Consider the following 17,617-nt stretch of genomic DNA (forward strand, 5'->3'; position numbering starts at 1 on the left):
CGACCCGGACCGGCGTCAGAACAGGTTCGGCGACGGAGGGAAGGCGACGGGCAACGTGGCCAGCGAACGGTGGAACGGCCCTGGTCGCCATACCAATTCCTCGGCGGGGCAGGTGAGCCGGATCTCGGGCAGCGTGTCGAACAACTGGTCGATGGCATGCTGCGCCACCGGGTAGGCGACGTTCTGCGCGGGGCACGTGTGCGGCCCCGTGCCCCAGGCCAGATGCGAATTGTTCGCGGTGAACTCACCCACGATCGCCGGATCGTTGTTGCAGGCCGCCATACTCGTGACCACCGGCTGGTTCGCAGGCAACCAGGTGCCGTCGACGTGAATCGGCTGCGGGGGGTAGGTGATACCGAAGTTCGCCAGCGGCGGGTCCTTGAACAACATCTCGTTCAGGGCGTCACGCGTCGTCAACGCGGCCACCCCGGAAAACCGGTCGTCGGTGAGCATCAGCAGCAAGGTGTTGGCGATCAGGTTCGTCAGTGGCTCGATCCCGGCACCGTAGATGGTCACCAATTGATGGACGAGTTCCTCGTCGTTCAATTCGGCCGGGTGGTTCACCAATCGGGTGGTCACGTCGTCGGCGGGATGATGCCGTTTGAGGTTCACCAATTCGGCCAGCGCGCCGGCGAACAGCGCACTGCCCGCACCGGCGTCACTGCCCTCGAACATCATGGCCATCCCCCGCGCGACATTCTGCCCGATATCGTCGGGACATCCGACCATGGCGTTGAGATAGGCGAAGGTCACCGGAAAGGCGTACTGGCTGATCAGATCGGCCCGCCCGTCCAGGCAGAACGCGTTGATCACCGGGATGGCGATCTGCTCGATGTCGGCGAGCAGGTTGAACAGGTAGATGGCGTCGATGCTGTCCACACTCGCCTTCCGAAAGCGCGCGTGGGCCTGCCCCGCACTACGCAACGCGTTCGGTCGGTACTGGAGCATCGGCAGGACCGGGCAGTCGGCGGGCACATCCTTCTCCCAGACTCGCGGGTCCGCGGGAAAGTGCACGGGATCGTTGGAGATCCGCACGGCTGTGGAGTAGCCGATCACCAACGTGGCCGGAATCCCCGGCGACAATTCCACCGGTACGAGCGGACCGAACGCCTTGCGCATCGCGGCGTAGAACCCGTGTGGGTCGGCGGCGAACTCCGGGGTGTACAGCGGAACCGGAGCATGGTCCCCGCCGATGACGGTCGGCGACGCTTCGGAATAGTCGACCGAGGTCGGGTGAGTTTCAGGTGGTGTTGTCAATGCACGACTCCAGATATGGGACAGGAATTCGACGATGTGCTGAGCGATCTCGTGCGTGTGCCATTGGCACGGAGTTGTCGTGTCGGCCGACGAAAGCTGTGGATGTCGAAGACACGCCCGCGTGACGTGAACGCGATGTCACGCCTCTGCACGTAGGCGTAGATCTACTGTCGACCGGGCGACGGCGGCCGACGCGACGGGTCGGCGTTCCGCACCCGGGCACCTCCTGAGCAGCGTGATCGCGTACTCGAACCGATACCTCACGCCGAAATGTTCCGGCACAACAGGATCCACGTCGGAGGATCATACTCACAGACTGTTTCCATTGGGCACCAACCATTTTGCCGACCGACCGGTTCGCGGCAGAGTTGCTCGCGGGTCGGCATGCGAGGTGACCCCCTCGCCGGTCCGGAATACCGCTGACCGGCGGCCGCGCGACGAAATCCACTGGCGACGTATCGCTTCGACGACTGCGCCCACCTCGGGCAATGCTGATGCCCGAGGTGGGCGCAGTTGCCGGACCGGACTCGTCAAGCCCCGATATAGGCAGCCAGGTGCTTGCCGGTGAGGGTGGTGTGATCGGCGACCAGATCGGCGGGCGTGCCTTCGAAGACCACACGTCCGCCGTCGTGGCCCGCTCCCGGGCCCAGGTCGATGATCCAGTCGGCGTGGGCCATGACGGCCTGGTGGTGTTCGACCACGATCACCGATTTGCCGGAATCGACGATGCGGTCGAGCAGGCCCAGCAGCTGTTCGACGTCGGCCAGGTGCAGGCCGGTGGTGGGCTCGTCCAGGACGTAGATGCCGCCCTTCTCCCCCAGATGGGTGGCGAGCTTGAGGCGTTGGCGTTCGCCGCCGGACAGGGTGGTCAGCGGCTGGCCGAGGGTGAGGTAGCCGAGGCCGACGTCGGCGAGGCGCTCGAGGATCTTGTGCGCGGCCGGGATCGCGGTGTCGCCGGGGCCGAAGAATTCTTCGGCCTGGGCCACCGACATCGCGAGCACTTCGCTGATGTCGCGGTCGCCGAGCCGGTACTCGAGGACCGAGGCGTCGAACCGTTTGCCCTCGCATTCCTCGCAGACACTGGAGACTCCCGCCATCATCGCCAGATCGGTGTAGATGACGCCCGCGCCGTTGCAGGCCGGGCACGCGCCTTCCGAATTCGCGCTGAACAGTGCGGGTTTGACGCCGTTGACCTTGGCGAACGCCTTGCGGATCGGGTCGAGCATGCCGGTGTAGGTGGCCGGGTTGCTGCGCCGTGAGCCGCGGATCGCGGTCTGGTCGATCGAGACGACGTCATCGCCCGCCGGGATCGATCCGTGCACCAGCGAACTCTTGCCCGAGCCCGCGACACCGGTGACGACCACGAGGACACCGAGTGGAATGTCGACGTCGACCTTGCGCAGGTTGTTCGCCGACGCGCCGCGGATCTTCAGCGCGCCGGTCGATTCGCGCACCGTCGATTTGATGGCGGCGCGGTCGTCGAAATGGCGGCCGGTGATGGTGTCGCTGGCGCGCAGACCGTCGACGGTGCCTTCGAAACAGACGGTGCCGCCGCCGGTTCCGGCACCGGGGCCCAGATCCACGATGTGGTCGGCGATCACGATCGTCTCCGGTTTGTGCTCGACCACCAGCACGGTGTTGCCCTTGTCGCGCAGGCGCAACAGCAGGTCGTTCATCCGCTGGATGTCGTGCGGGTGCAGCCCGGCGGTGGGTTCGTCGAAGACGTAGGTGATGTCGGTGAGCGAGGACCCCAGGTGGCGGATCATCTTGGTGCGCTGGGCTTCACCGCCGGACAGGGTGCCCGAGGGCCGGTCCAGCGACAGGTAGCCGAGTCCGATCTCCACGAACGAGTCCAGGGTGTGGCCCAACGTGGTCAGCAGCGGGGCGACCGAGGGTTCGTCCAGGCCGCGCACCCATTCGGCCAGATCGCTGATCTGCATGGCGCACGCGTCGGCGATATTGACCTTGCCGATCTTGGAGGAGCGGGCTTCGGCGCTCAGGCGGGTGCCGTCGCATTCGGGGCAGGTGGTGAAGGTGATCGCCCGCTCGACGAAGGCGCGGATATGCGGTTGCAGCGCGTCGACGTCCTTGGACAGCATCGACTTCTGGATTTTCGGGATCAGTCCCTCGTAGGTGAGGTTGATGCCGTCGACCTTGATCTTGGTTGGCTTCTTGTAGAGCAGGTCGTGCAGTTGTTTCTTGGTGAATTTGTTGATCGGCTTGTCCGCGTCGAAGAAACCGCAGCCGCTGAAGATGCGACCGAACCAGCCGTCGACGCTGTAACCGGGGATGGTCAGCGCGCCGCCGTTGAGGGATTTGCTGTCGTCGTATAGCTGGGTCAGGTCGAAATCGGTGACCGAGCCACGGCCCTCACAGCGCGGACACATGCCGCCGGTTCTGCTGAACGTGGCCTTGACGGTTTTGCTGTTGCCCTTCTCGACGGTGATCGCGCCGCTGGCCCGCACCGAAGGAGTGTTGAAGGAGTACGCGCTCGGCGAGCCGATATGGGGTTTGCCCAGACGGCTGAACAGGATGCGCAACAACGCGGTGGCGTCGGTGGCGGTGCCGACCGTGGACCGCGGATCCGAACCCATCCGCTCCTGGTCGACGATGATCGCCGTCGTCAGCCCATCGAGCACGTCGACCTCGGGGCGGGCCAGCGTCGGCATGAAACCCTGCACGAACGCGCTGTAGGTCTCGTTGATCATTCGCTGCGATTCGGCGGCGATAGTGGCGAAGACCAGCGAACTCTTGCCCGAGCCGGACACGCCGGTGAACACGGTGAGCCTGCGCTTGGGCAGTTCGACGCTGATGTCCTTCAGGTTGTTCACGCGCGCGCCGTGCACGCGGATCAGGTCGTGACTGTCGGCGAGATGCCGCTCGGGTGCATTCGCCCCGGACCTGGTGGCCGTGCTCATGGGTCTCCCTCTGTTCGGGCGGAGCACGGGTGCGTGCGTGCTTCCTCGTTCGATGCGGTCGGTGGATTCCGGGCCGGGTTTCCGGTCCAGCGATTCCGGCCCGGGGCTCGACCCGCGCGCGACCGGGACCGGTCGCCCGGTGGCTCAGTCCAGCTGGTTGATGCGGATCAGATTGCCCGCGGGGTCGCGGAAGGCGCAGTCGCGCACACCGTAGGGCTGATCGGTCGGCTCCTGCACGACTTCGGCGCCGCTGGCCTGCACCTTGTCGAAAACGGTCTCGAGGTCGGTGGTGGCCAGGATGATGTGGCCGTAATTGCCCTTGGCCATCATCTCGGCGATGACGCGGCGCTCGTCCTCGGTGATACCGGGATCGGCGGCAGGCGGGTGCAGCACGATCGAGGTCGCGGGCTGACCGACCGGGCCGACGGTGAGCCAGCGCAGACCGTTGTATCCGACATCGTTGCGCACCTCGAAGCCGAGGGTGTCGCGGTAGAACCCCAGGGCGGCGTCCGGATCGTCCTGCGGCAGGAAGCTCGAGTGAATGGTGATGTCCATGACAGTCAGGCTAATAGCTACCCGGTTACCGGTGCTTCTCGATTCCTGACCGGTCGTGTCACCTGTTTGGACACACACGAGGGCATTCCCGCCGTCTCGGCGGCGGCCTCGCGTCGGTAGGTGCTCGGCGGCACGCCGACCAATTCGGTGAAGCGGGTGCTGAAGGTGCCGAGCGACGAGCAGCCGACGGTGAAGCAGACCTCGGTGACGCTGAGATCGCCGCGGCGCAGCAGCGCCATCGCGCGCTCGATGCGGCGCGTCATCAGATAGGAGTACGGGGATTCGCCGTAGGCGCGACGGAATTCGCGGCTGAGGTGGCCCGCCGACATGTTCTCGCCACGGGCCAGCGCCTCCACGTCGAGGGGTTTGTCGTACTCGCGGTCCATCCGGTCGCGGACGCGGCGCAGCCGGGCGAGCTCACGCAGGTGATGAGCGGTCGCGGGAGTACTGGTCACCTGGAAAATCGTGCCATATCGGCACGGAGATGCCCAGTGGCGTTGTGTGGTGCGCGGCGGGTCAGTGGCCCGGCAGGACGCAGACAGTGTCGAGTCCGAGCACGTGGTTCAGACGCCCGAACGCCAGCCACGAGCCGATGCTCATACTCAGTTCGACGACTTCGGCCTGGGTGTAGTGGGCGAACATCCGCGCCCAGAATTCGTCGTCGAGATTGTGGTGGTCGGTGGCGTAGCGTTCGGCGTACTCGGCGGCCAGACGGGTGCGGTCGTCGAAGAGTTCGGTGGTCTTCCACTCGGTGACCGCGTCGGCGAATTCCGCCTCGACTTTCACCCCGTCGCGTTCGGTGCGCCAGTCCAGGCAGAAGACGCAGCCGTTGATCTGGGCGATCCGCAGCCGGGCGGCCTCGAATTCGCGCAGGCCCAGGGTCGAATGTTCGTAGACCGACAGCGAGAACGCCGAGGCGGCGATGCCGATACCGGGCACCATCTCGCCCCAGACGTAACCGATCGGGTCTTTCCCCTCGGGCAGGTCGATGATCATCGGTACTTCCTTCCGAGTTTGCCGACTGCGGGCCGCAGCGGGACATCCAATGCGTCGTAGAGTCCGGGCTCGGCCGCCACGAGCCAGTCGATCGCGCCGACGAGCCTGCCCACCGCGGTGGCGTTGCCGCCCGCGGCGCGGTTGCCGCCCTCGTCGGTGGCTTCGACGCTGACCTCGATACGTGGTCTGCCCTCGATGATCACGCGGTGCGCGCCGTCGCCGTCGGGTGGTGTCGGCCAGTCGCGTGCGCAGGTCGGGTGGATGCGGGTGACGTGTTCGATGACGATGCGGGGTTGTCCGTCGATGACCCCCTGGACCTCGAAACGCACCGCGCCCTGCGTGCCCGCGTCGAAGGCGCCCATGTGGGCGGTGTCGACGGTGGTGTCGAGTGCGCGTCGGTCGAGGGTTTCGCGGATGTCGTCGAGTTCGACGCCGAGCGCGCGTGCCATGAGCCGGATCTGCCCGCCCCACACCATCGTGGGCACCGACGGCAGCAGCATCGGCGGCTCGTAGTCCATCGGCTGGCCCATGCCGACGAGGTAGCGGACCGAATCGGGCTGGTCGTAGGTGGAGTAGTCGAAGATCTCCTGGCAGCGGATGACGTCGATGGTGCCCGCGAGTCCGCTGACGAGCAGGGGCAGCACGTCGTTCCCCCAGCCGGGGTCCACGCCGGAGACGAACAGCGACCCACCGCCGTGCGCGATCGCGTCGAGAACGGGTTCGCGCAGTTCGGCCGGGGCGTTGCGGGGATCGTAGAGGGCATACAGCGCGGGGGTGACCACGACCGCGCCCGCGCGCAGGGCACGCAGGATATCGGCGAGCGCGTCGTCGGGGCGGATATCGCCGGAGGCGGCGTAGACCACCGCGCGCGGGCCGGTCGCCAGCGCCGCGTCGATATCGGCGGTGGCGGTGACGCCGAGTACTTCGTCGAGTCCGGCCAGGGTGCCCGCGTCGCGCCCGACCTTGCCCGGGTCGTGGACGAGGACACCGGTGAGTTCCAGGGCCGGATGGGCATCCACGGCGCGGATGGCCGCTCGGCCCACGTTGCCGGTGCCCCAGACGAGCGTGGGGATCATCGAGCGAGCGTAGCAAGCGCTTGGTTGTTATTCGGCGATATGTCGGATCACCCTCCGGCGCTTGCTGTTCGGACCGGCTCCCGCACACGCGAACGCGTCCGCGCGGTCCTTTCGGGGGCAACCGGAGAACTCTGTTTCATAACAGTCCTCGTCGCGCCCGGGAATAGGCGACCGATCGGCGCGCCGAGTCGCACCACGGCGAGTACGTTGTACCCGCCGCACAGCGTCAACGGCGGGCGACGAGGAACGCGCAGAGATCGTGGAGAGGTGAGAAGCGACCGATGGACAAGTCGTATTCGCAGTGGCACACCCAGAATTCGACCAACAAGCCACCGCTCGCCGCCCTCTATCAGAGCGCGGAGCCGATCCGGTGGAGCGGCAGCATGATCTACCCGATGTTCACCGAGCGACTCGGACCGGCACCCCTCGCCCTGACCCTGACCCTGCTGTCGGCGGCCCCGCCCGCCGGACTGCGCGGCCACGGCATGGCGCTCGCGGTGGTGAACGGGTTCGTCGACCTCGAGGGCAGGCAGGCCGACAACGTCGACGTGTGGAGCACCGCCCTGCACGGCGGCGTCACCTTCGAACTCACCCCGACCGGGCCCGACGCGACATTCACCCTCACCCCGGTATGGGTCGACGAACTCGGGATCAAGAAATCCTGGTCGGGCAACTACGGCATCCTCGTCGAGGACGTCCCCGACGGGCGAATCGCGCTGTGGTGCAGCATCGGTGAGGGACCGCCGAATTTCGCCAACCTGGTCGTCGGCTTCAGCACCGCGCCCGCCGAACGTCCGGAACCGGCCGCGCTACCCGAACAGCCGCGAGCCCTACCCGAACCGCAGCAAGCCCCGAACCCGCAGGAGCAGGCGCCCCCGGTCTACCGACTCGACGAACGACGCGGCGAGCCCGCCACCGTCCCGACCACGGAGCCGCCGCGCCCCGCCAACACCCCCGAGGTCGGCTACCGGAACGCCCTCTACGACCTCGCCGAAGCGATGTACAACCGCGGCGAGGAGGACCAGGCGTGCGAACTGTGGCAACAGGCCGCCGCGGCGGGACATCCGATCGCCGCCTACGACCTGGGCGTGGTGCGGTTACGGCGCGGAGATGTCGCCGGGGCCGAGAGTTGGTGGCGTTCGGCCGCGCGACTGCGTGAACCGCGCGCCATGGCCGGTCTGGCCGAACTGCTCGCCAGGCAAGGCGATCACGCCGAAGCCGAGAGGTGGCGTGTCCACGCGGCCGAGGAGCGCGCCACACAATCGGGTCATTCGATGAGCTGAGCCTCCCGCAACGCCGCACGGGCCCGCATCAGCGCGAAGCCGAGCAGGTTCAGGCCGCGCCATCGCCGCGGATCCTCGGCGCGGACATCGTCGGCGGCCAACCCGATCCCCCAGATCCGATCCACCGGACTGGCCTCGACCAGGACCCGATCCCCGGTGCCGAGCAGATACGCGCCCAACTCGGCGTGCTGGGCGAACTTCGCGGTACTTCCCGCCACCACGATCTCGAAACGATGTGCGTTCCACCGGTTCTCGTCGAAACCACGAACCTCGCGCCCGAGATCCTTCGCCTGCTTCGGATGCCCCGCCGCCAGTACACGCTCCGCGGTCGCGACATCGTCGAACAGCGTCGCCTTGCGCCACATCATGTAATGCTCGGCGCTGGCGAACACCGCGTCGTCCTCCGTGAACTCCGCTTCCCACCACTGACTCAAGCAGCCCTGCCCCACACCACCGTCACGCGCCGGCCTGTGCCCCCAGAAATGCAGATATTTCACGCGATGCCCGGCCTCGATGATCTGGACCAGTTCGTCGACCGAACTCACATTCATGCTGGGCAGTCTGCCCGGGAGCGCGCCGTGTCGCATCCGAGTTTCGACACGTCGGCGGAAAATCGCTTTCGGGGCCGACCGGGTCGGAGTTAGGTTTGTCGATATGGGTGGTAGTCCTACATCGACCGGAGTGTGCGCGGTCGTCGCGTATTACATCCGACTGCGCACGGTGGCCCGGGCTCAGCCCGCGCACAGCGCCGCACCGGGTTTCCGGCTCCGTTGATCGGGTGAGCCGGGTTCGGCTCACCCCTGCGATGTCGCGCCGTCGTTTCACGACGTCCTGATCGGTTGCGCCGATTCCCGCAGGTCCGCTCACGGCCCCTTCTCATCGAGGCCGGATCGAGCGTGAGGCGGTGGTCTTCGCCGTGCTCGGCATGGGCCCGGGCGAATCACTTTTCCTGATTCGTCCACTCCCTCCGGAGGACACCCATGTCCCGTTCGCTTTCTCGCGCCCGCACGACCCGGCCGGTCGGTGCCCGCAAACTCCTGTCACAGAACTTCCTCGCCAATCCCGGCATCGCCGCGGCGCTGGTGCGTTCGTCCGGTGTCGGCGCCGAGGACCTCGTCGTGGAGATCGGCCCCGGTGACGGCATGCTCACCGACCGGCTGCTGGCCACGGCGGGGCGCGTCCTCGCCTACGAGATAGACGGCCACTACGCCGCGCGCCTACGCGACCGCTATGCGGGCGACCACCGTATTCGCTGCTGCCACCGGGATTTCCGTTCGGTGACCGCACCGCGCGAACCGTTCGCGGTGGTCGCCAACATCCCCTTCGCGAGCAGCACCGATATCGTGCGGTGGTGTGTCGCGGCACCGAATCTGACCTCGGCGACGCTGCTCACCCAGCGCGAATTCGCCCGCAAACATTCCGGCGACTACGGGCGCTGGACCAAACTCGCCGTCACCCATTGGCCCACTACCGCGTTCGAGCTGGGATTGCGCGTCGACCGGAGGCAGTTCCGTCCGATCCCGCGTGTCGACGCGGCCGTCCTTCGTCTGCGGACCCGACCGGTTCCCCTACTTCCCGCGCGGGCGATGCCGGGCTACCACCGCATGGTCGAACTCGGATTCTCCGGCGTGGGAGGCTCTTTCGCCGCCTCGCTGTCGCGGGCCTTCCCGGCTCGCCGGGTACGCGCCGCCTGCGTGCGGGCCGGGGTGCGGCTCGATCAGCCGGTGGGATCGGTCTCACCGGGCAACTGGATCGATGTCCACGTGAACTTGTGCTCTGACACGAGCGGTGTTCCGGGGGTTACGGTTTCAGTCCGGCCGCGGTCAGGGTGAGGTGCTGGGTCAATGCCTCGGCGGCGGTATCGGCGTCACGCGCCAGTACCGCCTCCTCGAGTCGGCGGTGTTCGTCCACGCCGTCGCGGTCGGGATTGCGGCGGGCCGACCAGCGGCGGGCAAGCTCGCTCGCGGTCCACATCCGGTCGAAGGTTTCCAGCAGGACCGGGTTGCCGCAGCCCTCGACCAGAGCGCGATGGAAGAGGCTGTGCGACTCCGACCATGCCTCGCTGTAGTGCTCACCCTCCCCCGGCACGTACGCGGGAGTGTGAGCAAGGCGATGGTGGGCGGCTCGCACCCTGGCCTCCCACTCGAGATCGCCGCGCTCAATGGACATGCGTAGCAGGACCGGTTCGATGGTTCGGCGGGCCTCCGCGATCTCCTGCCAGCGGTCGTGGGAGAAGGAGGGAACAGCGAAGCCCCGGTTGGGTAACCGGTCGGCGACTGGTCACAGATCGATGAGAAGTTGAAACAACGGCCCACCTTCCCGGTAGTTCCCCGGTCCGCCCTCAAAGCCACCCTCGGGATCCTGGAGCGCACCGTCCGCCGCCGAGCCGCCGCCGATGCTCCTCGGACCAACTGAGCCTCAACCCGCCTGGACCAGGACGCGTTTGAGAATCTTTCCGGTGGCGTTGCGTGGGAGGGCGTCGAGGAAGGTGACATCGCGCGGCACCGAGAACCGGCTCAGCCGATGACGGATGTAGTCGCGGATCATGTCGCGGTCCAGGCGACCCGCCCCTTCACGGGTGACGACGAAAGCGGCCAGACGCTGACCGAATTCGCGGTCGGGAACCCCCACCACGGCGACCTCGCTGACCTGCGGCAGCAGCGACAGCGCCTCCTCGACGGGGCGGGGGAAGACGTTCTCGCCGCCGGAGATGATCATCTCGTCGTCGCGGCCCGCGACGAAGACCAGCCCGTCGGCGTCGATGTAGCCGAGGTCGCCGGTGTCGAGCATGTCACCGGATTCGGTCGGCGGGGCGGCGTCGGTGTAACCGTCGAACAGCATGTGGTTGCTGACGAAGAGACGCCCGGTCACCCCGCGCGGCACCGGGCGCAGATTCCGGTCCAGTACCGCGAGTTTGGTACCGAGTGGCGGCCTGCCCGCGGTGGTCGGCGCGGTGCGCAGATCGGCGGGGTCGGCGATGGTGGCCCAGGAGACCTCGGTGGAGCCGTACACGTTGTAGAGGACGTCGCCGAAGATGTCCATGAACCGTCGCACGGTCGAGACATCCAGCGGCGCGCCGCAACTGGCGACCACACGCAGGCTGGAGGTGTCGTAGCGGTCGAGTACCGAGCGCGGCAGATCGAGGATTCGGTTCACCATCACCGGGACCACGATCATGGCGGTGATCCGGTGGTCGTGGATCAGGCGCAGGCATTCCTCGGCGTCGAAACGTTCGGTCAGGACCACACTCGCCCGGATCGGTGTGCTGATCTGCAAGGCGGCCAGACCCCACGTGTGGAACAGCGGCGCGGGGATCAGCATGGTCTCGTCCATCCGGAACGGGATGCGCGACAACAGCGCGGCGACGGTGCCGAAACCCTTGGGCTGGGGTCTACGCGCGCTTTTCGGCGTGCCGCTGGTGCCGGAGGTGAGCACGATCAGCCGACCGGGTTGCGCGGGACGGGAGAAATGCGGTGCGTCGTAGTCGACCAGTTCGTCGACGGTCACCGGGCCGCCGGGCGCCGGGGGCGAGGTGGAGTAGCGTGGGATATCGGGACTCACGCCGTGCAGCAGCGGTTCGAATTCGTCGTCGCGGAAGATTCCGGCGAGTTCGTGCCGGGCCACGACCTCGCGGATCTGTAGCGCGGAGAGCCCGGTATTGAGCAGGACCGCGTCCACGCCCGCCTTGCCCGCAGCGACCATACAGTCGACCATGGCCGCGCTGTTGCGCGAAAGCACACCGATGGCGGTGTGCTCGTCGAAACCGAGGGAAGCCAGCGTGGCGGCGAGGCGGTGGGTGCGCCGATGCACCTCGGAGAAGGTGTATTCGGTGGCCGCGTCGATGACGGCGGGCCGGTCCGGGGTGTAGGCAGCGGCGGCCGCGTACCCGCCCGCGAGGGTGAAACCCCATTTGGCGAGTCCGCCGAGTTGTCTGATTCCGCGGTCGGGTCGGTAGCTGCGTATGACGCCGGTGCTGACCAGTTGCCGGGCGATGCCGACCTGGAGCCGGGCCGGTGAATCCTCACCGTTGACCAGGACCGAGGTGGGCGCGCGGAGCAGGACGTCGGCGACGCGGTCGAGTCCGGCGGCGGTCCATTCGGTGATCTCGGCGCGCTCGCGCGAGGCGATATCCTCGCCCATGCGCCCGAGTCCGATGAAGGTGACGGTGATATGGGTGCCGACGGTGTCCTCGGTCGCGTTGTCGCGCAATCGGATCGAGGCGAAACTGCCCGCGTGCGGGCATTGGAGTTCGAAGACCTCGCCGAGGTCGGTGACGACCAGGTAGACCGGGCCCGTGGCGGTCGGGCCGACCAAGCGGCCTCCCGGTACCGCCGGAATCGGTTGCCCTTCGGCGGTTTCGGCGCGTTCGTACACCTCGACGCCGCGGAACATGCGCGGGTAGGTCTGCGGGTCCATGAGCAGATCCCACATCGCCCGGCGTTCGACGGCGTATTCGGCATCAACGGTGATGACATCGGTGACCAACGGTTTGCATTTCTTCCGGGCCTGCCCGCTCTGGTCGGGTCGGCTGATCCCATATTTGTACCTAGCGGTAACACATAGGTCAAACAGCTAGCGATTGCCCGATGGTGGCTACAGCGTTCGCGCCGTGCGTGTTCCGCCCTCGGAGCACCCACGGTGCGACGCCCTACACGGGGGTGAAATCCCGGGCCGCGATGTAGGTCGGTCGCGGTGCGGGAGCGGCGAACGGGTCGACGAGGGTGTTCTCGACGCTGTTGAAGACCAAGAAGATATTCGAACGCGGGAACGGGGTGATGTTGTCCGACGAGCCGTGCATGATGTTGGAATCGAACAGCAGCGCCGACCCGGCCCTGCCGGTGAACTGCACGATCCCGTGCCGGGCGGCCAGATCGGCGATATCGGATTGCGTCGGCACCCCGATCTCCTGCTCCCGCAACGATTCCCGGTAGTTCTCCGCCGGGGTGGTGCCCTGGCAACCGACGAAGCTGCGATGCGAACCCGGCATCACCATCAGACTCCCGTTGACCGGATAGTTGTCGGTCAACGCGATCGACAGACTCACCGCACGCGGCGCGGGCATCCCGTCCTCGGCGTGCCAGGTCTCGAAATCGGAATGCCAGTAGAAACCGGTGCCACGGAATCCGGGCATGTAGTTGATCCGGGTCTGATGCAGGTAAACCGGTGAACCGAGCACCTGCCGCGCGAGACCGGCGATCCTGGTCTCGCGCACCAGATCCGCCACCGCCGCACTGAGCTTGTGCACCTCGAAGATCGAGCGCACCCGCCGTGAGGATTTCTCGATGATCAGCCGATCGTCGTCGGCGAGGTCCGGATCGGCGGCCAGGCGCCCGATCTCGGCGCTGAATTCGGCCACCTCGGCCGGTGTCAGCAGATCCTCCACCGCGGCGAAACCCTCGGTCGCGAATCCCGCGAGTTCGGGGGTCTCGATCGTGCCCCACACCGTGGGATCGGACCGCTCCACCCACCGACCCGGCGCACCGAGCCGGGTCGGGTAGCGATCGGCCAATTCGGTCATGTGTTGCAGTACCATTCCTCACCCGACTTCTGCGGCGACCAGCGGGTAGACGCCGTTGCTGTCGTGAACCTCCTGACCGGTGACAGGAGGGTTGAAAACACACATCATCCGCATCCTGGTCCGTGCGACCAGGCGATGGCGCTCGTGACCGTTCAGCAGATACATCGATCCCGGGCCCAGCTCGTAGACGACGTCGTTGTCCAGATCGGTGAGCGAACCCTCGCCCTCGACCAGCCAGACCGCCTCGACATGATGCTGGTAGTGGAACAGATGTTCGGTCCCGGCCTCGATGGTGGTCTCGTGGAAGGAGAATCCGACACCGTCGCCGCCGAGCACGATGCGTTTGCTGCGCCAGCCCGTACCCGCGACATCGCGTTCGGTGCCGGTGATCTCGTCGGTGCTGCGAACGATCACGCGCGCGCACCTCCCTCGACTGTACCGCGATGATGCAGTCGGCCCCAGCCGGTGCACACCGTATCGATGGCGCCGGTGAGCACCTGCAAACCGCGATCGACCTCGTCGTCGGTGACGGTCAGCGGCGGCAGCAGTTTGACCACCTCGTCGCTCGATCCGGAGGTCTCGACCAGCAGACCGCGTTCGAAGGCCACCTGGCAGACCTTGCCCGCCTGCGACGGATCCTCGAAGACGATGCCCTGGACGAATCCGCGGCCGCGAGTGCTGATGCCGGGGAAGTGTTCGGCGACCTCGCCGAGCGCGCCCGCGATCCGCGCGCCCTTGGTCTCGGTCGAGATCTGCAACGCGTCGTCGGACCAGAAGTGCTGCAACGCGGTGTGCGCGGTGACGAAAGCCGGGTTGTTACCGCGGAAGGTGCCGTTGTGCTCACCCGGAGCCCACTGATCGAGTTCGGGCTTGAACAGCACCAGCGCCATCGGCAGACCGTAACCGCTGATCGACTTCGACAACGTCACGATATCGGGGGTGATCCCGGCGACCTCGAAGGAGAAGAACGGGCCGGTGCGACCGCATCCCATCTGCACGTCGTCGACGATCAGCAGGATCTCGCGCTCGGCGCACAGGCCGGCGAGATGGCGCAGCCATTCCACCCGCGCCACGTTCACGCCGCCCTCACCCTGCACGGTCTCCACGATCACCGCGGCGGGCCGGTCGAAACCGGAGGAGGAGTCGTCGAGAACTCGTTCCATCCACTGGAAGTCGGCGGTGGTGTTGTCGAAATAGCCGTCGTAGGGCATATGCGCGGCATGCACCAGCGGCACGCCCGCACCCGCGCGTTTGGCGGCGTTACCGGTGACCGACAGCGCGCCCAGCGTCATGCCGTGGAAAGCGTTGGTGAAACTGAGGATCGTCTCGCGGCCGGTGACCTTGCGCGCCAATTTCAGCGCCGCCTCCACCGCGTTGGCTCCGGTCGGGCCGGGGAACTGCACTTTGTAGTCCAGGCCGCGCGGCGCGAAGATGGTGTCGCGCAACGATTCGAGCAGCCTGCGTTTGGCCGCGGTCGACATGTCCAGACCGTGGGTGATGCCGTCACCGGCGATATAGTCGAGCAACGGCTGTTTGAGCACCGGATTGTTGTGCCCGTAGTTGAGCGCTCCGGCGCCCGCGAAGAAGTCGAGGTATTCCTTGCCGTCCTCGTCGCGCAGCCAGCTGCCTTTCGCGGTGGTGAACACCGTGGGCCAGGCCCGGCAGTAGCCGCGCACATTCGATTCCAGCTCGTCGAAAATGGTGGTTTCGGCGGTGATCATCGGAGTTCCTCCTGAGCGGTCGGTGCGATGCGGTACAGATCCTCGGCGACGTGGTGATCGGGGAAGGCCCCCGAATCGAACAGCGGCTTGCGTGTCATGGCATGACCACGACGGCGAGCCACCGAGGCGAACATCGCTATCGATGCCGGATTGTCCGGCGAAACAGTGGTTTCGAGCGCCGAAACACCATGTGAGGCAACGCTGTCGAGCAGTTTCTCGATCAGTGCGGTACCGGTGCCTCTCCCCTGCTGGGAGCGGTCGACCGCCACCTGCCAGACGAATACCGTCTCCGGATCTTGCGGACGCAGGTAGCCGATGACGAATCCGGCCACGCGGCCGTCGACTTCGGCGACCACGGACGTGCCCGCGAAATCCCGACACCAGAGCAGGTAGGCGTAGCTGGAGTTCACGTCGAGAACGTGCGAATCCTTGGCGATCCGCCAGATCTGGGCGCCGTCGCCGACCCGCGGGGGTCGAAGCACCGTGGTGGCGCGCCTATCGGACAAAGTTGGTAATGACATACAACTCCCAAGTCGGGGTGGCAGTACATCTCCAGGTTTGCCGGGCAACTTTGAGGTGAAGTGGTCGATCTCTTTGCGGTTGTGTTACGACCGGAACACAACCGCAGGCAGTAGGCCGTTTTTTGTGACACGTACGACGTTTGAAACGAGGTTCGCGGGCGACGGGAATATCAGCGGCGAATATCGAGTCGGTACCCGAGACCGCGCACGGTGACGACAATGGACGGTGCGGACGGGTCGCGCTCGATCTTGGTGCGCAGCCGTCGCATATGGACATCGACGATGCGTTCGTCGCCGAAGAAATTGTCGTCCCATATGCGTTCGAGCAGTACCGGACGACTCAGTACCCGGCCCGGCGTTTCCGCGAGTTCGCACAACAATCGGAATTCGGTGATGGTGAGGCGGATCTCCTCCTCGCCTCGGCGCACCGCGCCGCCGTCGCGATCCAGGATCAGCGGGGCGTCCGGGTGACCGTCCAGCAGCAACTCCCGGCCCGCGGATTCCCGTTCGGCGGTCAGCCGGGCGCGCCTGCGCAACGCGCGCATCCGCGCGGAGATCTCCTTGATCTCGAACGGTTTGGTGACGTAGTCGTCGGCGCCCGCTTCCAGCGCCGCCACCACGTCGTGGGTGTCGTCGCGCGTGCTGACGACGATGATCGGCACGTCGTGGTCCCGGCGGATCTCGCGGATGCAGTCGAAGCCGTCCATGTCGCCGAGCATCAACTCCACGATCATCACGTCGGGCGCGCCGTTGCTGCGCAGACGGGTCAGCGCGTCCTCGGCCTCCTCGGCCTCGGACACGTCGTAGCCCTCGTCCTCCATCGCCAGTCGTAACGCTTCGCGTACCTCGGCGTCGTCGTCCACGATCATCAGATTCGCCGTCATGACCACACCTCGCTGCGCACCCTCGACCTCATCCCATACAGACACGCGGACGCGCGACCCGGTGCGGAGAACCGCATCCGTGTGCCGACGCGACATTTCCGCCTTCCGGCCCAACCGGCCAACCCACGGAATACCCGCACATCCGAGACACAAACATCACCTGTCGTCGCTGGTCGACGCCCTACGGACACGACACCGCCCCCACGTCCGAGGTGGGGGCGGGTGGTTACGGGTACCCGGGGCGCTACTGTTCCGGCGGACTCTCCAGGCGGTTGAAATTGCTTCGGCTGCCGTCGGCACGCTGATCCTGGTAGCGGAACTCGAGTCGACGTTCGTCGAAGGTGGCGAACCATTCTTCCCAGTCCACCGGGCGCAGCACCGCGCCGCCATAGCCGGGGAAATCGAAACGCAGCACACCCAGGTGGCCGTTGTATTCGCTGCCCGGCATGGTGGCCGGTCGCGCGCCGCGCTGTTCGGCCCAGCGGCGGATGACCTCGTGATCCCGGGTGACCAGGGTCGGGACGGTGCGCGGTGGTCTCTGGACGTACCGAGGTCTGTCTCCGAGCGAATCGAGTTCCTGGCTGGCGGGGAGCGACCGTGAACGGCCCGGCGCGGGAATCGGTTGCCGGGAGCTCGGTCGTCGCTGATAGTTCATGACGACCCCTTCTGAGCGCTGAACGACGGATATCCGGTTGGTGACGGCGTACCCGATGGCATACGCGGACAAACTCGGCGTCGACTGTGACCTGAGCCGCGGTGTAAGGGAGTTCGGAACGGGGAACCGGGGGCTTCCTGTGGTTTGCCCATGAACGACCGGGTACCCGCGACACATGATCGCTATGCACAGTTCCGACCCGAATCCCGGTGATCGACCGGAACCGGCGCCGC

Annotated in this window: 17 protein-coding genes; 2 read left to right on the forward strand and 15 right to left on the reverse strand. The window is 66.6% G+C overall.

Annotated features, from left to right (window positions below):
- Window positions 1-15: 15 nt before the first annotated feature.
- The 6 genes from OG225_RS14930 to OG225_RS14955 form a co-directional block, all read right to left on the reverse strand.
- Window positions 16-1,257 (reverse strand): cytochrome P450, encoded by a 1,242-nt coding sequence (locus tag OG225_RS14930; RefSeq protein ID WP_405182201.1) that lies wholly within the window; start codon window positions 1,255-1,257, stop codon window positions 16-18.
- Window positions 1,258-1,787: 530 nt separating this feature from the next.
- Complete coding sequence (locus OG225_RS14935; protein ID WP_405182202.1) at window positions 1,788-4,175, reverse strand: ATP-binding cassette domain-containing protein; 2,388 nt, start codon at window positions 4,173-4,175, stop codon at window positions 1,788-1,790.
- Window positions 4,176-4,319: 144 nt separating this feature from the next.
- On the reverse strand, window positions 4,320-4,730 hold the full coding sequence (locus tag OG225_RS14940; RefSeq protein ID WP_405182203.1) for a VOC family protein: 411 nt from the start codon (window positions 4,728-4,730) through the stop codon (window positions 4,320-4,322).
- Between the two features lie 17 nt (window positions 4,731-4,747).
- The gene (locus OG225_RS14945; protein WP_109524703.1) at window positions 4,748-5,185 is read right to left on the reverse strand and encodes a helix-turn-helix transcriptional regulator; all 438 of its coding nucleotides are present in this window, start codon (window positions 5,183-5,185) and stop codon (window positions 4,748-4,750) included.
- Window positions 5,186-5,246: 61 nt separating this feature from the next.
- Window positions 5,247-5,726, reverse strand: coding sequence for a carboxymuconolactone decarboxylase family protein (locus OG225_RS14950; protein ID WP_109524702.1), 480 nt, complete (start codon window positions 5,724-5,726; stop codon window positions 5,247-5,249).
- Window positions 5,723-6,802, reverse strand: coding sequence for a dihydrodipicolinate reductase (locus OG225_RS14955; protein ID WP_405182204.1), 1,080 nt, complete (start codon window positions 6,800-6,802; stop codon window positions 5,723-5,725). Before OG225_RS14955 ends, OG225_RS14950 begins: the two co-directional genes overlap by 4 nt.
- A gap of 281 nt (window positions 6,803-7,083) precedes the next feature.
- Between OG225_RS14955 and OG225_RS14960 the strand changes: the two genes are divergently transcribed.
- The gene (locus tag OG225_RS14960; protein ID WP_405182205.1) at window positions 7,084-8,085 is read left to right on the forward strand and encodes a tetratricopeptide repeat protein; all 1,002 of its coding nucleotides are present in this window, start codon (window positions 7,084-7,086) and stop codon (window positions 8,083-8,085) included.
- On the opposite strand, the gene OG225_RS14965 is transcribed toward OG225_RS14960, so the two are convergent.
- Window positions 8,070-8,636, reverse strand: a complete 567-nt coding sequence (locus OG225_RS14965; RefSeq protein WP_405182206.1) for an NADAR family protein — start codon at window positions 8,634-8,636, stop codon at window positions 8,070-8,072. The two genes, OG225_RS14960 and OG225_RS14965, sit on opposite strands and share 16 nt — an antisense overlap.
- 429 nt (window positions 8,637-9,065) lie before the next feature.
- On the opposite strand from OG225_RS14965, the gene erm reads away from it, so the two are divergent.
- The gene (erm, locus tag OG225_RS14970) at window positions 9,066-9,917 is read left to right on the forward strand and encodes a 23S ribosomal RNA methyltransferase Erm (RefSeq protein WP_405182207.1); all 852 of its coding nucleotides are present in this window, start codon (window positions 9,066-9,068) and stop codon (window positions 9,915-9,917) included.
- Here erm and OG225_RS14975 read toward each other — a convergent pair.
- The 8 genes from OG225_RS14975 to OG225_RS15010 all read right to left on the reverse strand — a co-directional run bounded on the left by OG225_RS14975 (window position 9,886) and on the right by OG225_RS15010 (window position 17,384).
- Window positions 9,886-10,254, reverse strand: a complete 369-nt coding sequence (locus OG225_RS14975; RefSeq protein WP_405182208.1) for an FCD domain-containing protein — start codon at window positions 10,252-10,254, stop codon at window positions 9,886-9,888. The two genes, erm and OG225_RS14975, sit on opposite strands and share 32 nt — an antisense overlap.
- Before the next feature lie 249 nt (window positions 10,255-10,503).
- On the reverse strand, window positions 10,504-12,570 hold the full coding sequence (locus OG225_RS14980; RefSeq protein ID WP_405182209.1) for an AMP-binding protein: 2,067 nt from the start codon (window positions 12,568-12,570) through the stop codon (window positions 10,504-10,506).
- Between the two features lie 163 nt (window positions 12,571-12,733).
- Window positions 12,734-13,603, reverse strand: a complete 870-nt coding sequence (gene thpD / locus OG225_RS14985) for an ectoine hydroxylase (RefSeq protein ID WP_405182210.1) — start codon at window positions 13,601-13,603, stop codon at window positions 12,734-12,736.
- Window positions 13,604-13,621: 18 nt separating this feature from the next.
- A complete protein-coding gene (locus tag OG225_RS14990) occupies window positions 13,622-14,017 on the reverse strand; it encodes an ectoine synthase (RefSeq protein WP_109524693.1) in 396 nt (131 codons plus the stop codon).
- Window positions 14,014-15,324 (reverse strand): diaminobutyrate--2-oxoglutarate transaminase, encoded by a 1,311-nt coding sequence (ectB, locus tag OG225_RS14995; protein WP_405182211.1) that lies wholly within the window; start codon window positions 15,322-15,324, stop codon window positions 14,014-14,016. Before ectB ends, OG225_RS14990 begins: the two co-directional genes overlap by 4 nt.
- On the reverse strand, window positions 15,321-15,845 hold the full coding sequence (gene ectA, locus OG225_RS15000) for a diaminobutyrate acetyltransferase (protein ID WP_405182212.1): 525 nt from the start codon (window positions 15,843-15,845) through the stop codon (window positions 15,321-15,323). The genes ectB and ectA overlap by 4 nt, the downstream gene beginning before the upstream one ends.
- Before the next feature lie 170 nt (window positions 15,846-16,015).
- A complete protein-coding gene (locus OG225_RS15005) occupies window positions 16,016-16,729 on the reverse strand; it encodes a response regulator (protein WP_405182213.1) in 714 nt (237 codons plus the stop codon).
- Between the two features lie 244 nt (window positions 16,730-16,973).
- The gene (locus OG225_RS15010) at window positions 16,974-17,384 is read right to left on the reverse strand and encodes a hypothetical protein (protein WP_405182214.1); all 411 of its coding nucleotides are present in this window, start codon (window positions 17,382-17,384) and stop codon (window positions 16,974-16,976) included.
- Window positions 17,385-17,617 lie beyond the last annotated feature (233 nt).

The sequence above is a fragment of the Nocardia sp. NBC_01377 genome (assembly GCF_045040005.1).
GTDB classification, from domain to species: domain Bacteria; phylum Actinomycetota; class Actinomycetes; order Mycobacteriales; family Mycobacteriaceae; genus Nocardia; species Nocardia noduli.

Bases quoted from the DNA above. Each gene is read 5' to 3' on its own strand.
- ectB (WP_405182211.1), bottom strand. From the start codon at position 15,324: ATGATCACCGCCGAAACCACCATTTTCGACGAGCTGGAATCGAATGTG.
- OG225_RS14960 (WP_405182205.1), top strand. From the start codon at position 7,084: ATGGACAAGTCGTATTCGCAGTGGCACACCCAGAATTCGACCAACAAG.
- OG225_RS14935 (WP_405182202.1), bottom strand. From the start codon at position 4,175: ATGAGCACGGCCACCAGGTCCGGGGCGAATGCACCCGAGCGGCATCTC.
- OG225_RS14950 (WP_109524702.1), bottom strand. From the start codon at position 5,726: ATGATCATCGACCTGCCCGAGGGGAAAGACCCGATCGGTTACGTCTGG.
- OG225_RS15005 (WP_405182213.1), bottom strand. From the start codon at position 16,729: ATGACGGCGAATCTGATGATCGTGGACGACGACGCCGAGGTACGCGAA.
- OG225_RS14975 (WP_405182208.1), bottom strand. From the start codon at position 10,254: ATGTCCATTGAGCGCGGCGATCTCGAGTGGGAGGCCAGGGTGCGAGCC.
- OG225_RS14955 (WP_405182204.1), bottom strand. From the start codon at position 6,802: ATGATCCCCACGCTCGTCTGGGGCACCGGCAACGTGGGCCGAGCGGCC.
- erm (WP_405182207.1), top strand. From the start codon at position 9,066: ATGTCCCGTTCGCTTTCTCGCGCCCGCACGACCCGGCCGGTCGGTGCC.
- ectA (WP_405182212.1), bottom strand. From the start codon at position 15,845: ATGTCATTACCAACTTTGTCCGATAGGCGCGCCACCACGGTGCTTCGA.
- OG225_RS14940 (WP_405182203.1), bottom strand. From the start codon at position 4,730: ATGGACATCACCATTCACTCGAGCTTCCTGCCGCAGGACGATCCGGAC.
- thpD (WP_405182210.1), bottom strand. From the start codon at position 13,603: ATGACCGAATTGGCCGATCGCTACCCGACCCGGCTCGGTGCGCCGGGT.
- OG225_RS14965 (WP_405182206.1), bottom strand. From the start codon at position 8,636: ATGAATGTGAGTTCGGTCGACGAACTGGTCCAGATCATCGAGGCCGGG.
- OG225_RS15010 (WP_405182214.1), bottom strand. From the start codon at position 17,384: ATGAACTATCAGCGACGACCGAGCTCCCGGCAACCGATTCCCGCGCCG.